A 16,248-nucleotide genomic window follows, 5' to 3' on the forward strand; every position below is an offset into this window, starting at 1 on the left:
TTTTCCGTAATTCAATATACATTCGAACTTTAAATGTAAAAATAGCAAAATAGTTCGTATAAAACAAGTAAAAAAAGAATGAGACTGAACTCACATGCGAGTTTTCAGTCCCACCTTCGAAAAAATAGATAGTTAAGCCTTCTATTCAGCATTACCCTCCGATATGGCAATTCCATCACGTAAAGTTGCCATATCAACTTCACTCGCCCGAAATTCTTTATTATGAATTGGCAAATGTTGTTCGAGGTTATCAAAAATTTCAAAGCTTCCTGTTAATTTAGGGGCATCAAAGGCCAGAAGATGTCCAGCAAATTGCCGATCATCGCTAATAAAATGAAGGTGCCAGCCCGCTGCCGTAATCGTGCCAAAAATGTCTGGTGCATAATAACCGATAATGGTCCCAGAAATATTTTCAGCCGTAAACTCAGGTTGGTGTTGCGCAACATCGAGTAAAGTCGGGTATGGCTTTTCTTGCTTCGGAGCAATCCGAATTTTGACGTGCTTAAACTCACCACTCAATTGTAAGAATGCAAAAACATTAGCAAGCTTATGTTCTTTAACAAAATCATTATTCAGTTTAGCAAAGTTTACATTCCTTAATGTTATATCCTGTTGTTCAGCAGGAAAATGGACTGAAGCAAATGGCATTGTAGCATCCATATCTATAATGTGGTTAACTTGACCACTTGAAACGGCCTGGTACACTTCATTATTCAGGATAACAACCTCACCGTCTAATCCAGTAAAAGTTCCAATTCCCATCGAACCATGTTTTAACAAATCACTAACAGTAATTGTGCCATCAAAATTTCCTGCCATCAACGCAGCTAACGTTCCGTGTTCATATAATGTTGTCATAATCTTTGTTCCCCTCTTAGCCAAGTTGTGAATCAATCAAGTTGGCAGCTAATTCTTTATTGTTACTGTAATCAACTGGAATATCTACCACAACCGGGCCATCAATATTAAAGGCTTGGCTGATTACCTTAGTAAGATCAGCCGGCTCATTTACCCGTAGTCCAGTTGCACCAAAACTCTCAGCGTACTTAACGATATCAACATTGCCAAACTTAACACCAGCTGCTTGGGGGTACTTCATCTCTTCTTGGAACTTAACCATATCATAATAGCCACCATCATTCCATACAATCGTTACAACATTAAGATGGTATTGGACGGCTGTCGCTAATTCCGCCCCAGAGAAGAGGAAACCTCCATCTCCGCAAACTGCCACTGATTTATGTTCGGGATAAAGCATCGCTGCAACCATCGCCCATGGCAAGCCAACGCCTAGTGTTTGCATCCCGTTACTGATTAACAAGTGTCGTGGTTGGTAGCAGCGGAAATGTCGTGCCATCCAGATATAGTGGGAACCCACATCTAGCGCAACATGCATGTCATCAGTAACATTTTCTTGAATTGCATGCACAACCGCTAACGGATGACTGGCATCATCACTTGCTGGTACTTGAATCTTTTTATCTTGGTCAAGTTCTTGCTTATATTTAGCGAGTTGCTCAGTGGCTGCAACAGGATATTCATACCCCTTTAGTAACTTATCAAGCTCAGTTAAGCTTGTAGCAATATTACCAACTAGTTGCATGATTGGTGTATAGTGGTTATCAATTTGAGCTGGCAAGGTATCAAGGTTTACAATTCGCAGATTCCCCTCCTTGTTCCAGTTCCGTGGTTCATATTCAATAGGATCATAACCAACAGCAATAACAAGGTCGCTTTGTTGAAGGAGCTGATCCCCAACTTGATTACGGAAAAGTCCAATTCGACCAAAGTATGATTGTTGTTCTAAGTCACGTGATACCACTCCAGCCGCTTGATATGTTTCAACAACAGGCAATGAATAATCACTTAACAATTTGCGGAGAGCTACCGTAATCTCTTCATCTGCCCCTCGTTGACCAACTAAAATAACCGGCATTTTACTATTTTTAATTAATTCGACTAGTTTTTGTAAGTCGTTTGGATCAGCAGGACCCATCTTAGGTGTTTCATAAATTGGCAATGGCTTTTCAGCTACCTCAGCATCATCAACATCTTGTGGAAGGCTAACGAAAGCTGCTCCCTTACGTGCAGCTTGACTTGCTTCAAATGCATTGGCCATGATCTCTGAAATGTTATTAGGATCTTGAATTTCAGCGCTATATTGCGTAATCGGTGCCATAATTTCAGTTGAAGGCGTGCTTTGGTGGGTTGCGCGGTGAAGGTCTTTCCGTTGTACTTGCCCCCCAATCGCTAACATTGGATCTCCTTCTGCGTTAGCTGTCATGATCCCAGTTGCTAAATTACCAACCCCTGGACCAGAAGTGGCGATTGCGACCCCTGTTTTTCCGGTTAAGCGACCATAAGCTTGGGCCATAAACGCCGCATTTTGCTCATGCCGGGTAACAATTAATTTAGGTGCATCTTCACTGTTTTGACCATCTAGTCCTTCAAACAAACGGTCAATCTTCGCTCCGGGAATACCAAAGACGAGATTAACCCCGTGTTTTCTTAAACTATCAATAACAATATCGGCACCATGTAGTTTCTTTTCCATTAGCCATTCACCTCTACCTAATTAAACTTATAAAACGATATACCTTTACTCTAGTCCTTATTTTATGATTTCACAAGAAAACGATTAAGTTCACATAGCAGTATATCAATAACTTCAACCCGCTAACCTTGAAAAGTTTGTGAAAAAAACATCGATGTACGTTATTGCACAATCGATGTTTTGTGTTGGTTATTTAGAATAATCCAGTAATTTTACCATTATCGTCAATCGTCATGTTTACAGCAGCTGGTTCTTTAGGGAGGCCTGGCATTGTCATCATATTACCAGCTAAGGCCACGATAAAGCCGGCACCGATCTTTGGTACCAATTCCCGAATATGGAAAGTAAAGTCAGTTGGGGCACCTAGTTGTTTTTGGTCATCTGTAAATGAATACTGGGTCTTAGCAATACATACTGGCAAATCATTCCATCCATACTTAGCAAATCGCTTCAATTGATTTTGTGCTTTACGGCTAAATGATACTTCTTTAGCGCCATAAATCTGCTTAGCAATCTTCTCTAACTTAGTTTGAAGGTCATCAACTTGAACGTCATAGATATGAGTAAATTCACTTGGACTATCAGCAAGTTCGACTACTTTATTAGCCAAATCATGGGTACCTTTACCGCCCTTGGCCCAAGCATCAGTCAAAATTGCTTCAACATTTTGCTTAGCACAATCATCCTTAATCATTTGAAGTTCTTTATCGGTATCACTGACAAAATGATTGATTGCAACTACGATTGGTAACCCATATAATTGCATATTCTTAATGTGACGATTAAGGTTTGCCATACCTTTTTTCAGCGCATCAAGATTTTCTTCATTTAAGTCTGCAAGCTTGGCACCGCCATTGTATTCTAGCGCTCGGACAGTCGCTACGATGACAATTGCATCTGGATGCTTGCCAAGAACACGTTGTTTAATATCAAGGAATTTTTCCCCACCAAGGTCAGCCCCAAAGCCAGCTTCCGTTACAGTATAGTCAGAAAGGTCAAGGGCAGTTTGCGTCGCTAAAACACTATTACACCCATGGGCAATGTTGGCAAATGGCCCCCCATGAACAATAGTTGGGGTATGGTCTAAAGTTTGAACAAGGTTAGGCTTCAATGCGTCTTTCAAGATAATTGTAATTGCATCTTGAAAATTAAGCTGACCAACTGTAACTGGCTCCTTATCGTATGTATATCCAACTACAATTCGGCTAATCCGTTCTTTCAAGTCATGGAGACTAGTTGAAAGGCATAAAATTGCCATCAACTCGGAAGCAGCTGTAATGTCGAAGCCCGTTTCACGTGGAACACCAGCCATTGGACCCCCAAGACCAGTAACTACATTCCGAAGCGCGCGATCGTTAACGTCTTCTACTCGTTTCCAGATAATTCGCCGCGGATCAAGGTTCATTGCATTATCACGCATAATATAGTTATCAATTAGAGCAGCCAACGTATTATTAGCACTAGTAAGCGCATGTAAGTCACCGGTAAAGTTCAGGTTAATATCTTCCATTGGAACAACCTGACTATATCCACCACCAGTTGCACCACCTTTTATTCCAAAAACGGGACCCATTGATGGTTCACGCATTGCAATCGTTGTCTGATAATTTAACTGGTTTAATGCATCCCCTAAGCCAATGAGGACAGTCGACTTTCCTTCACCAGCAGGAGTGGGGTTGATGGACGTAACTAAAATTAGTTTATGTTTTTTATCAGGTAAAGGCTTTATATTTAAATCAATTTTAGCTTTGTACTTACCATATTGTTCGATTTCGTCTTCTGAAAGTCCGAGTTTCTCAGCAATTTCTGTAATTGGTTCCAGTGTCGCTTGGTCTGCAATCTCAATATCTGTCATGAATATCAGCTTCCTTTCTTTAGGCCTATCTTAATTTCATTATACACTAACTCAAGACTTTTTCAGCCATTCCGCAAAATAAGTTCGATTCTTATTAACTTTCTTTAACTCACACATCCAAATTGTTCGGATAATAAAAAGTGAAAAATAAATTTCCGCTATGGAATTTTATTTTTCACTTACTTCTTTTTTTATTCTTTTCGCTCCACGAATTGGTTTTACACCTAATACATCAAGCAAGAAGGTAAAGATTGGTACTCCAACAATCAATCCCCATGTACCAAAAAGATGTTCACCAATCAATAATACAATAAAGGTATAAAAAATTGGGAGATCTGTCCGGCTAGACATAAACTTAGGGTTTAAAACGTAGGCCTCCAGAGTATGAATGATGATGATCATAATGATAATATAGACCACATCGCGAACTCCGCCAACTGAGTAACCGACCATCGCCAATGGAATTGTTGAAATAATTACGCCGGCAACTGGAACCAAACTAAAGATAAATACAATTAAGGACAGCGCGAAAATCTGCGGCATATGCATAAACAGCAATCCGATTGTTGTGATAACGGTATTGCAAATTGCGATGAAGAACTGAGCCTCTAATACTACCCCAAAAGTATTGACAAATTTCTTGCCAAAATAATCAATATCCTGGAAAAACCAGCCAAAATCACTATCTAAAAAGCTATGAGAAAATTCGTTCATCTGTTTTAATTCAAGTGTATAGAAAAAGCTCAAGATTAAAGACATTACAAATGAAACGGTAATGGCACCAATACTTGTCAACGTACTAACCGCGATCGTTATTCCATGTCGAACCTGGCTCATAATGGTAGCTGTACTTACGTAATGACTGACATAACGATATATCATCGTCGCTTGGTGAGTACTATAGAAATGAACTACTGAATTAACCATTTTAACAACTTGCCGAGACAAAACTGGTAAATAACGTGTCACTCCTAAATATAAAAGAACAATCAATAACACATAGGTCACAATTACAATTAAACTTGTCGACATTCGTGGCAACCACCGCTGAACGAGTCTTACCCAACTAACAACAAGATAAGTAAGAATAAACGTAAATAAAATTAAATTCATCATTGATCTCATTAACCAGAGTACGACAATGATTAATAATAAAACGGTGAAGCGCCGTAGTTTCACATTCTCAATAAAATGCTTCCAGACATTCGTCATTCAATCATCTCCCCTATTTTTCCTACTAATTAGCATAGTAGCAATCTTTCATTTTTTCAGCAATTAGTTTATCGCTTTCTTATGAAATGTTTTTTATAAATTGTCTTGAAACACTTTTATTTTAAGGGTGTTATAATAAATACTATTATTGCAGAAAGAAGGATGCGTTTCATGTTAGAAAAGACGTTCTATAAGTCACTACTAAAGCACTCATTTAACATTCCAGTAAAGATCGTATTTTGGGATGGATCAAGTGTTATCTATGGTGACGGAACTCCCGAGGTAACTATCACTTTTAAGGAAAAAATTCCAATGCGTGATATTACCAAGAACGCCTCAATTGCACTTGGGGAAGCCTACATGGATAAGAAGATTGAGATCCAGGGTAGCATTCAAGAATTGATCGAGTCAGCATATGAAAGTGCTGATAGTTTTATGCGAAATTCTAAGTTCCGCAAATTTTTGCCTAAACAAGGCCACTCAGAAAAAGAGAGCGAAAATGATGTTCAAAGTCATTATGATGTTGGAAACGACTTTTATAAATTATGGCTTGACGACACTCTAACTTACTCATGTGCTTACTTTACTGATGGTAACCATGATGATCTTACAAAAGCACAAATTGATAAGGTTCATCACATCTTAAAGAAGCTTGATCCAAAGCCTGGCAAAACATTGCTTGACATCGGATGTGGTTGGGGAACATTAATGTTAACCGCTGCTAAAGAATATGGCTTAAAAGTTACCGGGGTTACTTTAAGCGAAGAACAATACCGTCTTGTTAAGGAACGGATTGAAAAAGAAGGTTTGCAAGACGTTGCCGAAGTTAAACTTGTTGATTATCGTGAACTTGGTGACCAAAAGTGGGATTACATTACATCCGTTGGTATGTTTGAACACGTTGGAAAAGAAAATCTGGGCCTTTACTTTAAGGATATCCAAGGTTACCTTGCCGATGATGGGGTTGCCTTGATTCATGGTATTACTCGTCAACAAGGCGGTGCATATAATGGGTGGATTAACAAGTATATCTTCCCTGGCGGCTATGTACCTGGTCTTGAAGAAATGATCGGTCACATTGAAGAAAATCATATGCAAATCGCTGATATCGAAATGCTTCGTCGTCACTATCAACGCACCCTCGAAATTTGGGATATGAACTTTAATGAACATCGTGACCAAATTCTTGATATGATGGGTGAACGTTTTACACGAATGTGGGATCTATATCTTCAAGCATGTGCTGCATCATTTGAATCGGGAAACATTGATGTTATCCAATACTTAATTACCAAGGGTCCATCTGGTAAGAACTTACCAATGACGCGGGATTACATGACCAAATAGAATAACAAATAGGCCTCCAACGTTCGGTTTGATCGGGCGATGGAGGCCATTATTATATCGTTCGTTATCATCATGACACTGCTGATGGCTTTACAAAATCAATTCTCAATCAATGTATTCCCTTTCATTTTTGATTACGTTAAAATATAGACATAATTACCTATGAAGGGATGTTTAATCATGGATGGTGCGATTTTTTCGCTTAATAATATCTTTATTAATACAAATAAGTTAGCCTTTACTGCATGGCAACGTTTTGCAATGTATGAATTTGGGATGGGATTACCTGGAAAATTAGCTTCCCAATTCGATAACCTTACTCCTTCGCAAGGGCTTTCCCTTGTCTTAGCACATTTTAATGCTAATCCTGCCCCCAGCGAAAGGGCTTCAATGATTGCAGAATGGCAAAAATTCCTTAACGAAGAAGCAGATAGCCTGAGTGAAAAAGATCAACTTCCAGGAATTAAGCGTCTTTTACTAAATCTCTATGATCATTATGTTAAAATTGCCGTTTTAGATCCTAATGGGGATGTGCAAAATGTCCTCAAACAAATTGGCCTTGATAATTATGTCGATAGTATCGTTAATACTAATGATAAAGAAAACCCATATCTAACTGCTGTTAATCAATTAAATCTTGTCGGCGCTAATTGCATTGGAGTTGGAACGACAGCTCATGATATTGAAAATGTTCACCACATAAATGCGATTGCAATTGGTGTTGGTGATGCCAAAACATTAGCAAATGCAGATTATCAAGTAGTACAAGTTGGTGACTTACGCTACCCAATGCTCCAAAAGATTTGGGAAGATAAGCAATAAGATAAAGCCTAAGATTAATTCAGATTAACATTTTTCTGAATCAATCTTAGGCTTTTTTGATAATCAATTTATTATGATGCTTGCTCTTTACTCCAGCTTAACGGGTCTTTTCGCCATTCTTGAAGAGATTTGAGGTGGTCTGCACTAATTTGGTTATTTTCCTTTGCAACCTTAATCAAAGTCATATAGTCCGTTACCGAATAGTACTTCAGCCCATTTGCCATAAAGTTTTGCTCGGCGGCAGGCAAATCATAAGTAAAGACAGAAACAACGCCAATTACTTTTCCGCCTGCATTGTTAACTGCCCGCACAGCATTTAGTACACTGCCACCAGTTGAAATAAGATCATCAATTACAACGACTTTTTGTCCTTCCTTAAGAACCCCTTCAATTTGCTTGCCTTGACCATGATCTTTCGGTTTAGTCCGAACGTAAATCATCGGTAATTCCATATTTTGAGCAACCCATGCCGCATGAGGAATCCCAGCAGTTGCTGTCCCGACAATAACATCGACCGCACTAAAATGGAGTTTAATTTGTTCAACCATCCCATTAAAAATTGCTTGCCGAACTTCTGGATAAGAAATCGTTAATCGATTATCTGTATAGATTGGGGATTTTAGACCACTTGCCCAGGTAAATGGCTGGTCTGGACTAAGAGTAACAGCATGAATATCTAATAATGCTTTTGCAACGCGTTGTGAATATGTCATTTCTCTTCCTCCTCATTTAAGAATGCTTTTTGGACTTCTTGATAAGCAGCAACCGGGTCAAAGCTCTGGGTGATTGGCCGTCCAACCACAATCGCATTGCTCCCATCTATTCTTGCTTGTGCTGGTGTAACCACTCGTTTTTGATCATCTTTTATTGCATGAGTCGGGCGGATTCCTGGCGTTACACATAGGAAATCATCCCCAGTCACTTCACGAATCGCCTTGATTTCATGGGCTGAGCAAACCACGCCGGCCAATCCTACTTTTTCTGCTAAGCGCGCGTAACTTTGGACTGACTCAATCAACGACAAATCAACATGCTGTTGTTCATGAAGAATTTTTTCATCAATCGAAGTAAGTTGGGTAATTGCTAATAACTTTGCTGGTTTAACGCCTGCTTCCTTAGCTCCTTCTTCTAAACCAGCTAATCCGGCAATCAGCATTTCACTGCCCCCAGCTGCGTGAATTGTCGTAAAATCAATTCCCAATCGACCAATAGCTGCCATTGCGCGATGAACAGTATTCGGAATATCGTATAATTTCAAATCAAGGAATACCTTAAATCCCCGCTTTTTTGCCTCTTTAACAATTACTTGTCCCAGGCCATAATATAATTCCATTCCAATTTTTACGATCGGCTGCGGTTTTACCATTAATTTATCAAATAGGTCAATTGCTTCCTGCTTAGTTGCAACATCGATAGCCACCATCGGTACGAAGCGTTTCAAAATCTTACCTCCCATAAATCCGTCAGTTTCTTAATCCCGTATCTATCCATTACGATTGGTAAATCAGTTGCAATTTTCGGACAAGCTAATGGATCATGAAAACTAGCTGCCCCGATTTGAACAGCATTCGCACCTGCCATCATAAATTCAAGAACATCTTCAGCTGATTCAATTCCTCCCACGCCAATGATCGGTAAAGAAGAAACCTGGCGTACTTGGTGAATCATTCTTAATGCTAAAGGTTTAATTGCGGGACCTGATAAACCGCCAGTTACATTAGCTAAAGCTGGGCGCCGAGTTTTTAAGTCAATGCTTAATCCTGTTAACGTATTAATCATCGTCAGGCCATTAGCTCCTCCCTGCTCAGCTGCTTGCGCGAGGGGAACAATATTAGTTACATTCGGCGTCAGTTTTACATAGATGGGAATTCCTAGGGCAGCTTTAACTACTTGTTTTACTAATCGTTGAAGTACTTCAGGATCAGTTCCCATTGCCATTCCGCCATGTTTTACATTCGGACATGATACGTTTAATTCAATTGCTTTCACCCCAGCTGTATTAGCAAACTCACTAACGACTTTAATATATTCTTCTTCAGAAAAACCAGCAGCACTGGCGATAATTGGGAGTTGCGGATATTTTTTTCGTAACCACGGAATTTTTTCTTTAGTTGCTGCGGTAATGCCCACATTCTGAAGGCCATTAGCATTAAGCCAACCAGCACTGGTTTCACAAACTCGCGGACGTGGATTACCTTGGCGGGGATGAAGGGTAGTGGACTTTAATACAAGCGAGCCTAAATGATTAAGATTATACTTTTTAGCTGCTTCTTGCCCATATCCACAAGTCCCACTTGCTGCAATAATCGGATTTTTTAGTGATAATCCCGGCAATTCAACTGCTAATCGTTGTGTTTCTTGCATTATCCTTCTCCCTCCAGATATACGAGCTTTCCATCGACATAAGTTCGCTTAGTCATTCCGTATACTTGTTCACCAACAAATGGAGTGTTGTGACCCTTAGAGAAAAACTGGTCTGGGTGAATTACATCTTGATGATCGATATCAAATACAGCAATATCTGCTGGGTCACCTACCTTTAATAGTCCAGCGTTATCAAGGTTAAAAATCGCTTGCGGTTTAACAGCCATCCAGTTAATCAATTGGGCAAGGGTAAAAATACCAGTTTTAACAAAGTGAGTATAGAGTAAGGCAAAAGCTGTTTCTGAGCCAACAATGCCATTTGGCGATTTAAGAAATCCTTGTTGCTTCTCCGCATCGGTATGTGGTGCATGATCGGTAGCAATACAATCAATCGTGCCATCTAACAGCCCAATTAAACAAGCTTGTTGGTCAAGACGCTGCCGAAGAGGTGGATTCATCTTAAATTCAGCATCATCCTCTTTAATATCAGGATCAGCTAAAAGTAAATGATGGGGAGTCACTTCACATGTAACGTTAATTCCTTGTTGTTTGGCATGACGAATCAGGTCAATACTTTCTTTAGTTGAAACATGGCAAACATGATAATGAACCCCAGTTGCCTGAGCAATCACCAAGTTTCGAGCAATTTGCGCTGTTTCACTAATCGCTGGCATTCCTGGTAGTGTTAGTTTTTTAGCAATAGTGGCCCCAGCATTAATTACCCCATTTTGTGCAAGTTGATTATCTTGCGCATGATCACATAACGGAGCGTTAACTTTAGCTAGTTGTTGCATTGCTTGGTATACAACTCCAGCATCTTGAATTCCCGCACCATCATCGCTAAAAAGACGGGCACCTGCAGCATACTGCTCAGCAATATTAACCGCTTGTTTCCCAGCCCGCCCAACTGTAACTGGTGAATATTGGAGGATTTTTACCAGTCCAGCTTTCTCGTTCCGATCAACCTGTTCTTTAAATTTTTCTTCTGTGTCACATGTCGGATTAAGGTTGGCCATTGCAGCAATTGTCGTAAAGCCACCATGGGCAGCGGCTTTGCTTCCTGTAGCAATCGTTTCTTTATTGGTATAGCCTGGTTCGCGAAGATGGACATGGATATCAATTAGTCCTGGGGTAATCAAGCCATTATCCAGGTCGATTTTTTCTGCATCACTTGGTACCTGGATATGCTCGCCAATTGCCTTAATCTTGCCATCCACAATCAAAACTTCACTCTTAACCAATTCATCATTATAAATTCGCCGGCCATTCGTTAGTAAAACTGCCTTACTCATCGTAATCACCTTTTTACATCAATCCTTGGTAACGAAGAACTCGACTAAGAATTGCCATCCGGGTATATACGCCGTTTGTCATTTGTTGGAAAATGCGGGAATTAGGCGCTTCAACAAGGGAACTATCGATTTCAACACCTCGGTTAACAGGTGCCGGATGCATAATGATTGCACCCTGCTTCATCTTTGCGGCTCGCTCTAAAGTTAAACCATAAGCTTGGTGATATTGATTAGCATCAAAAGCCTGACCGTCAGCAGTCGTTAACCGTTCATTTTGAACTCGTAGTAAATTAACTACATCCATTTTGGGAAGCAATTCGTCAAAGTCACCAAAAGTTCCATATTGTTCCAGTGTAGGATCATACCATTTTTCTGGACCAGCAAAGTAAACCTCTGCTCCTAGACGATTAAGCATCATTGCATTTGAGTGCGCTACTCGTGAGTGACTAAGATCACCAATAATTAGTACTTTCAAGCCCTTGAAGTCGCCAAATTCTTCATTAATTGTCATCATATCAAGCAAACATTGCGATGGGTGTTGACCACTACCATCACCACCATTTACAATTCCAATTTCAAGGTCTGAATGGTTAACCAATTGTTTGTAGTATTCATTTTCAGGATGACGAATTACCGCAACATTTACACCGATTGATTCCATCGTCTTAACAGTGTCATAGAGGCTTTCCCCTTTCTTCACTGAACTTGTGCCCGCTTCGAATTCTAATACCTTCATCCCCAACTTCATCTGTGCCATTTGAAAACTGGTCTTTGTTCGGGTTGAATTTTCAAAGAAGAGGTTAACCGCATATGCAGGTGCAGTGAGAACCGCTTGCTTTCCAGCTTTATATGCTTGAGCTTCATGAATCAAATCAATTGCATCTGCTGTGTCCATATCGGCAACTGTTACTAAATTTGGTTGAATTCTTTCTGTACTAATCATCAATAGCGCTCCTTTTCCAGTCTAATTACAACAAAACAGTGATAACTTCCCATTTAGATTTCGAGAGTCATCACTGTTTGCTTTTAGGATATAAGTAGGCTAAAAACAACTTACCGTTCTGCTCTCTCTGGAAACAATTAAATGGTCGGTCGTTTCAAAATACCTATTGATTTTACTGGCGCATTCTTGGTGCCATTGCTTAAAAGAAAAACCTCCTCAGCAATAGCTAAGAAGGTGTACTTAAACGCTCAATTAAATCCTTCCTAGCCTCACAGGACTAAGTTAAAGGTATTTTTGTTATTTATGATAATAAGCGCAGTTTTCTAAATTGTCAAATCTTTTTTCTATTTTTCAAAAGATTCTTTTAGAGCTTGCCATAGCTTTTCCTGCCTTGACGTGTGCTCTACATTTTTACGACGAACAAAAGCAAGGTTTTGGGTAACTTGGGGAACAATTGGTACCTTAACTACTTTGCTATCTAAGTTTTCACCTATGGATTGTTCCATCAACAAGGTTACCCCCATCCCTAAGGCAACCATATTTACTAATGTTTTTCCTTTTTCTCCTTCAAAAACGGAATATAGTTCAAACCCAGCCGCAGCACAAACCTGTTGAACAAAGACTGCAAAGGGATTTTGATGGTTTAGGGTTAAAAACTTTTCTGCTTTTAGATCAGAAAGCGTTAATTCCTTTTGTTTAGAAAGTGGATTCCGCGCTGGAATATAAGCTACTAAGTCATCAGTTCCCACTGAAAGCACCTCAAAATCATCGGGAAGTTTGCCGGCATAACTAATAAACGCCAACTCGCTTTCCCCTTGTTGTAACTGTGCCATTGGATCGACATCTTCAATAATATTCATCTTATGCTCCTGTGCCAATTGTTTCACAACTGGAGCTGCTTGATAATTAGTAAAGCCTGGAACGACAGCAACTTTAACTGCTTCTTCCGCTTCTTTTTTTCGATAATCCGCAACTACCGATAATAATTTAGCGTGTTTTTGAGCAATTTCAGTAATCAACGGTAAACTTTTTGCTCCGATTTCAGTTAATTCAACTACGCCGCCTTCAGGGCTAATAAGCTTGATGTTAAGCTCTTCTTCGAGTGATTTAATTGTACGGACCAATTCATCAACTGTCATACCTGATTTTTTTGCTGCATATTGATAATCTAAAGTATTAGCAAGATTAACAAATGCAATTGTTTGCTTAAAATCCAACGTACTCACTTCCTAAAATAAAAGGGATTGACTTCTTCGCAAGTTAGAAACCAATCCACTGTTTAAAGCTTAATTTAATTATAACAAAACTACTCTTAGAACGCTAAACTCAGAAGCCAAACAGCAACTAATCCAGCAATTACTGAGATTGACATTGACCGTGTAAAGTACGCAATCACAATCACGATCACTGCTGCAATGATTCGTTCTGGATAACCGAATAAAGTAAAATGGTAAGAGCCAGTTAAGAAGATCCCTTTTACAACCAGGGTCGCAAATAAACTAACTGGGACATATTTCATCCATTCATTAAACCATTCTGGGATTTTTCGCGTTGAAAAGAATAGTACTGGTAGATAACGGGGAATAAATGCCGCTAAAGCTGCCAAGATAATCACTATAATATGGTAAACGATTTTATTACTTAATAGTTGTTCCATGTTTAGCCCTCATCAGGATGTTGATCATCATGTTTTTTCTCTTCATGTTTCTCATCATGATGTTCAACAACATTTTCAATCTTAGTTTCCAGTTTTTCAACTTCCTTAACTTCTTTTTGTTGAACTTGTTTGTCCTCGATCGTAGTCTTTGTGATCTTCGGCCTAAACATTTTTGTCAAGAACCAGTTCGAGTTTGGATGCTTACTATGGTGGCGAACAGTATTTTCAATCAAGAACCCAACAAAGGAAGCAATTAAGGTCGCAATAATAATCCCGAGTGTACCTTTAGTCAACGCCTGAAAGTATACCCCAAGAACAGCTGCCAAAAGTCCGATAACTAGGGTCAAGTGGTTTTGAACCTGCATTACGATCATGTATAAGAATAAGGCAGTTAATGCAAAATCAACCACTTCAAGGTCAATTGAAATTGCTCCACCAATCAAACCACCAACCATGTTTGAAATCGACCATGCTGCAAGTGAATAATACTCCACTAACAACGCGTCATCGGGGTCCCATTTTTTATCTGTTGCAAACTTCATATAGTTAACAGCATAGTTTTCATCGTTCATTGATGCAGAAAAGATAAAGATGAAACGAGCTGATTTATCCTTAATGTATTTAGATAAACTTGATCCTAACAATGCATATCGTAACTCCAAGAAGAAAAGTGAGATAAAGATAGTCCCTAATGGAGCGTTACTTGCTAATAATGATGCCAGAATAAATTGGGCCCCACCAGAGAACACTAATACCGACACCAATAAAATCATTATAAAGTTTAAACCTGCTGCGTGTAGTAAGATTCCACAGGCCAATCCAATCGGAATATAACTAAGACACAGTGGCATTGAGACACCAAGCACCTCAAGCCAGCGTGTCCTTTCTGGATTTATTTGTGCTTTAGCCACAGAATTTCCTCCAATAATTTGTATCTTTTATAATATCAAGTGACACAATGCTCTTTTAGTCTACCACATATAAAATTAGTTGAATATAATTGGAAAAGAAAAAAGTCTAAAATCAAATGATTTTAGACTTTTTTCTCATTTTTGGGTGTTTTCTTTAATTTCTTGCTTTAAAGGTAAAGTGACAATAAATGCTGTTTCGTCTTCATTTGAGGTAACCTTGACACTCCCATGATGAAGATCAACAATGCTTTTAACGATCGCTAAACCTAATCCCGTCCCTCCAGTAGCTCGTGAACGGGAGGCTTCTGCTCGGTAAAATCGTTCAAATATGTGGTCAAGTGATTTTTCAGGAATTGGTGTCCCGTCATTAGCAACTTTTACGATTACCATATCATTTTCTTGCCGGGCATCAATCCGGATGTAACTTGCACCATTGCCATATTTAAAAGCATTTGAAACCAAATTATTAAAAACTCGACCAAGTTTCTCAGGGTCTGCCTCGATCATTAATGGATTCGGAATAACTGATGAAGTAATTTCAATGCCGCGGTGCTGAGCTTCTAATTCAAAACTTGCCGTTAACTGTTCAATTAACTGGTTAAGATCGATTTTCATGATGTTTACTGGTGCCCCATGTTGCTGAACCTTTGTATATTCAAACAAATCGTCTACCAAGTTCTTCATTTGCTTAGCCTTCTCGTAAGCAGTATGGGTGTATTTTAGAATATCTTCCTCACTACGATACTGCTTATCTTCAATCAGTCCTAAGTAGCCAATAATACTAGTCAATGGCGTCCGTAAATCATGGCTAACATTAGTAATCAGCTCATCTTTTGACTTTTCAATCTTCCGTTCATCATCCATCGACCGCACCGCACTATCAACCAACGCATTTACACTAGTAATAACGTGCTGCTGACTCCCCTTTAGTCGAAATGGAATCCGATGATCTAAGTGCCCCTGCGCAATATAGTGTAATTCTGCAATAATATGATCCATTTGATAAAGATGATACCGTCGACGCAATCGCCACCATACCACCCATACATCGATAATTACTAAAAAGGCAATTAAGATTCGCTGATAGCTCCATATTTGTGCTTGAAGTGGACCAATCTTCAATGATTGTTTAATCATAAAGATCCCATTGGTTACTCCCGGATTCGACTGAATGGCATCTTGAATAATTACGATAATCGCCATATTCAGCAATAACAATAGGATAACCGTTACTACCCCTTCTAAAATAAGCGAACTCTTTTCACGCCCCGTTAACTTCACAATCTTTCCT

15 protein-coding genes are annotated in these 16,248 nt (G+C 39.3%); 2 read left to right on the forward strand and 13 right to left on the reverse strand.

Annotated features, from left to right (window positions below; all coding sequences use genetic code 11):
• Positions 1-141 precede the first annotated feature (141 nt).
• The 4 genes from budA to H5S10_RS04400 all read right to left on the reverse strand — a co-directional run bounded on the left by budA (position 142) and on the right by H5S10_RS04400 (position 5,621).
• Positions 142-858: an acetolactate decarboxylase gene (gene budA / locus H5S10_RS04385; protein WP_182588873.1), complete on the reverse strand. Its 717-nt coding sequence runs from the start codon at positions 856-858 to the stop codon at positions 142-144.
• Between the two features lie 16 nt (positions 859-874).
• Positions 875-2,554, reverse strand: coding sequence for an acetolactate synthase AlsS (gene alsS, locus H5S10_RS04390; protein ID WP_182587327.1), 1,680 nt, complete (start codon positions 2,552-2,554; stop codon positions 875-877).
• A 193-nt stretch (positions 2,555-2,747) separates the two neighbouring features.
• On the reverse strand, positions 2,748-4,409 hold the full coding sequence (locus tag H5S10_RS04395) for a formate--tetrahydrofolate ligase (RefSeq protein ID WP_182587325.1): 1,662 nt from the start codon (positions 4,407-4,409) through the stop codon (positions 2,748-2,750).
• Positions 4,410-4,577: 168 nt separating this feature from the next.
• Positions 4,578-5,621 (reverse strand): AI-2E family transporter, encoded by a 1,044-nt coding sequence (locus H5S10_RS04400; RefSeq protein ID WP_182588874.1) that lies wholly within the window; start codon positions 5,619-5,621, stop codon positions 4,578-4,580.
• Positions 5,622-5,792: 171 nt separating this feature from the next.
• Between H5S10_RS04400 and H5S10_RS04405 the strand changes: the two genes are divergently transcribed.
• Positions 5,793-6,968 carry an SAM-dependent methyltransferase gene (locus H5S10_RS04405; RefSeq protein WP_182588875.1) on the forward strand — a complete coding sequence of 392 codons (1,176 nt, stop codon included), beginning with the start codon at positions 5,793-5,795 and terminating at the stop codon, positions 6,966-6,968.
• Between the two features lie 162 nt (positions 6,969-7,130).
• The gene (locus tag H5S10_RS04410; RefSeq protein WP_182587320.1) at positions 7,131-7,790 is read left to right on the forward strand and encodes an HAD hydrolase-like protein; all 660 of its coding nucleotides are present in this window, start codon (positions 7,131-7,133) and stop codon (positions 7,788-7,790) included.
• Positions 7,791-7,861: 71 nt separating this feature from the next.
• On the opposite strand, the gene pyrE is transcribed toward H5S10_RS04410, so the two are convergent.
• The 9 genes from pyrE to H5S10_RS04455 all read right to left on the reverse strand — a co-directional run bounded on the left by pyrE (position 7,862) and on the right by H5S10_RS04455 (position 16,238).
• Positions 7,862-8,503: an orotate phosphoribosyltransferase gene (gene pyrE / locus H5S10_RS04415; protein WP_182588876.1), complete on the reverse strand. Its 642-nt coding sequence runs from the start codon at positions 8,501-8,503 to the stop codon at positions 7,862-7,864.
• Complete coding sequence (pyrF, locus tag H5S10_RS04420) at positions 8,500-9,246, reverse strand: orotidine-5'-phosphate decarboxylase (protein WP_122480845.1); 747 nt, start codon at positions 9,244-9,246, stop codon at positions 8,500-8,502. The genes pyrE and pyrF overlap by 4 nt, the downstream gene beginning before the upstream one ends.
• Positions 9,228-10,154: a dihydroorotate dehydrogenase gene (locus H5S10_RS04425; RefSeq protein WP_182588877.1), complete on the reverse strand. Its 927-nt coding sequence runs from the start codon at positions 10,152-10,154 to the stop codon at positions 9,228-9,230. Before H5S10_RS04425 ends, pyrF begins: the two co-directional genes overlap by 19 nt.
• The gene (locus tag H5S10_RS04430) at positions 10,154-11,446 is read right to left on the reverse strand and encodes a dihydroorotase (RefSeq protein ID WP_182587312.1); all 1,293 of its coding nucleotides are present in this window, start codon (positions 11,444-11,446) and stop codon (positions 10,154-10,156) included. The genes H5S10_RS04425 and H5S10_RS04430 overlap by 1 nt, the downstream gene beginning before the upstream one ends.
• 13 nt (positions 11,447-11,459) lie before the next feature.
• A complete protein-coding gene (locus H5S10_RS04435; protein ID WP_182587311.1) occupies positions 11,460-12,389 on the reverse strand; it encodes an aspartate carbamoyltransferase catalytic subunit in 930 nt (309 codons plus the stop codon).
• Between the two features lie 344 nt (positions 12,390-12,733).
• Entirely contained in the window at positions 12,734-13,615 is an 882-nt protein-coding gene (locus H5S10_RS04440) for a LysR family transcriptional regulator (protein WP_182588878.1), read from the reverse strand.
• Positions 13,616-13,701: 86 nt separating this feature from the next.
• Positions 13,702-14,046 (reverse strand): AzlD domain-containing protein, encoded by a 345-nt coding sequence (locus H5S10_RS04445; RefSeq protein WP_003665402.1) that lies wholly within the window; start codon positions 14,044-14,046, stop codon positions 13,702-13,704.
• A 2-nt stretch (positions 14,047-14,048) separates the two neighbouring features.
• Complete coding sequence (locus H5S10_RS04450; RefSeq protein ID WP_182588879.1) at positions 14,049-14,957, reverse strand: AzlC family ABC transporter permease; 909 nt, start codon at positions 14,955-14,957, stop codon at positions 14,049-14,051.
• Between the two features lie 135 nt (positions 14,958-15,092).
• On the reverse strand, positions 15,093-16,238 hold the full coding sequence (locus tag H5S10_RS04455; protein WP_182588880.1) for a sensor histidine kinase: 1,146 nt from the start codon (positions 16,236-16,238) through the stop codon (positions 15,093-15,095).
• Positions 16,239-16,248 lie beyond the last annotated feature (10 nt).

The organism is Limosilactobacillus balticus (assembly GCF_014145615.1).
Classification (GTDB): domain Bacteria; phylum Bacillota; class Bacilli; order Lactobacillales; family Lactobacillaceae; genus Limosilactobacillus; species Limosilactobacillus balticus.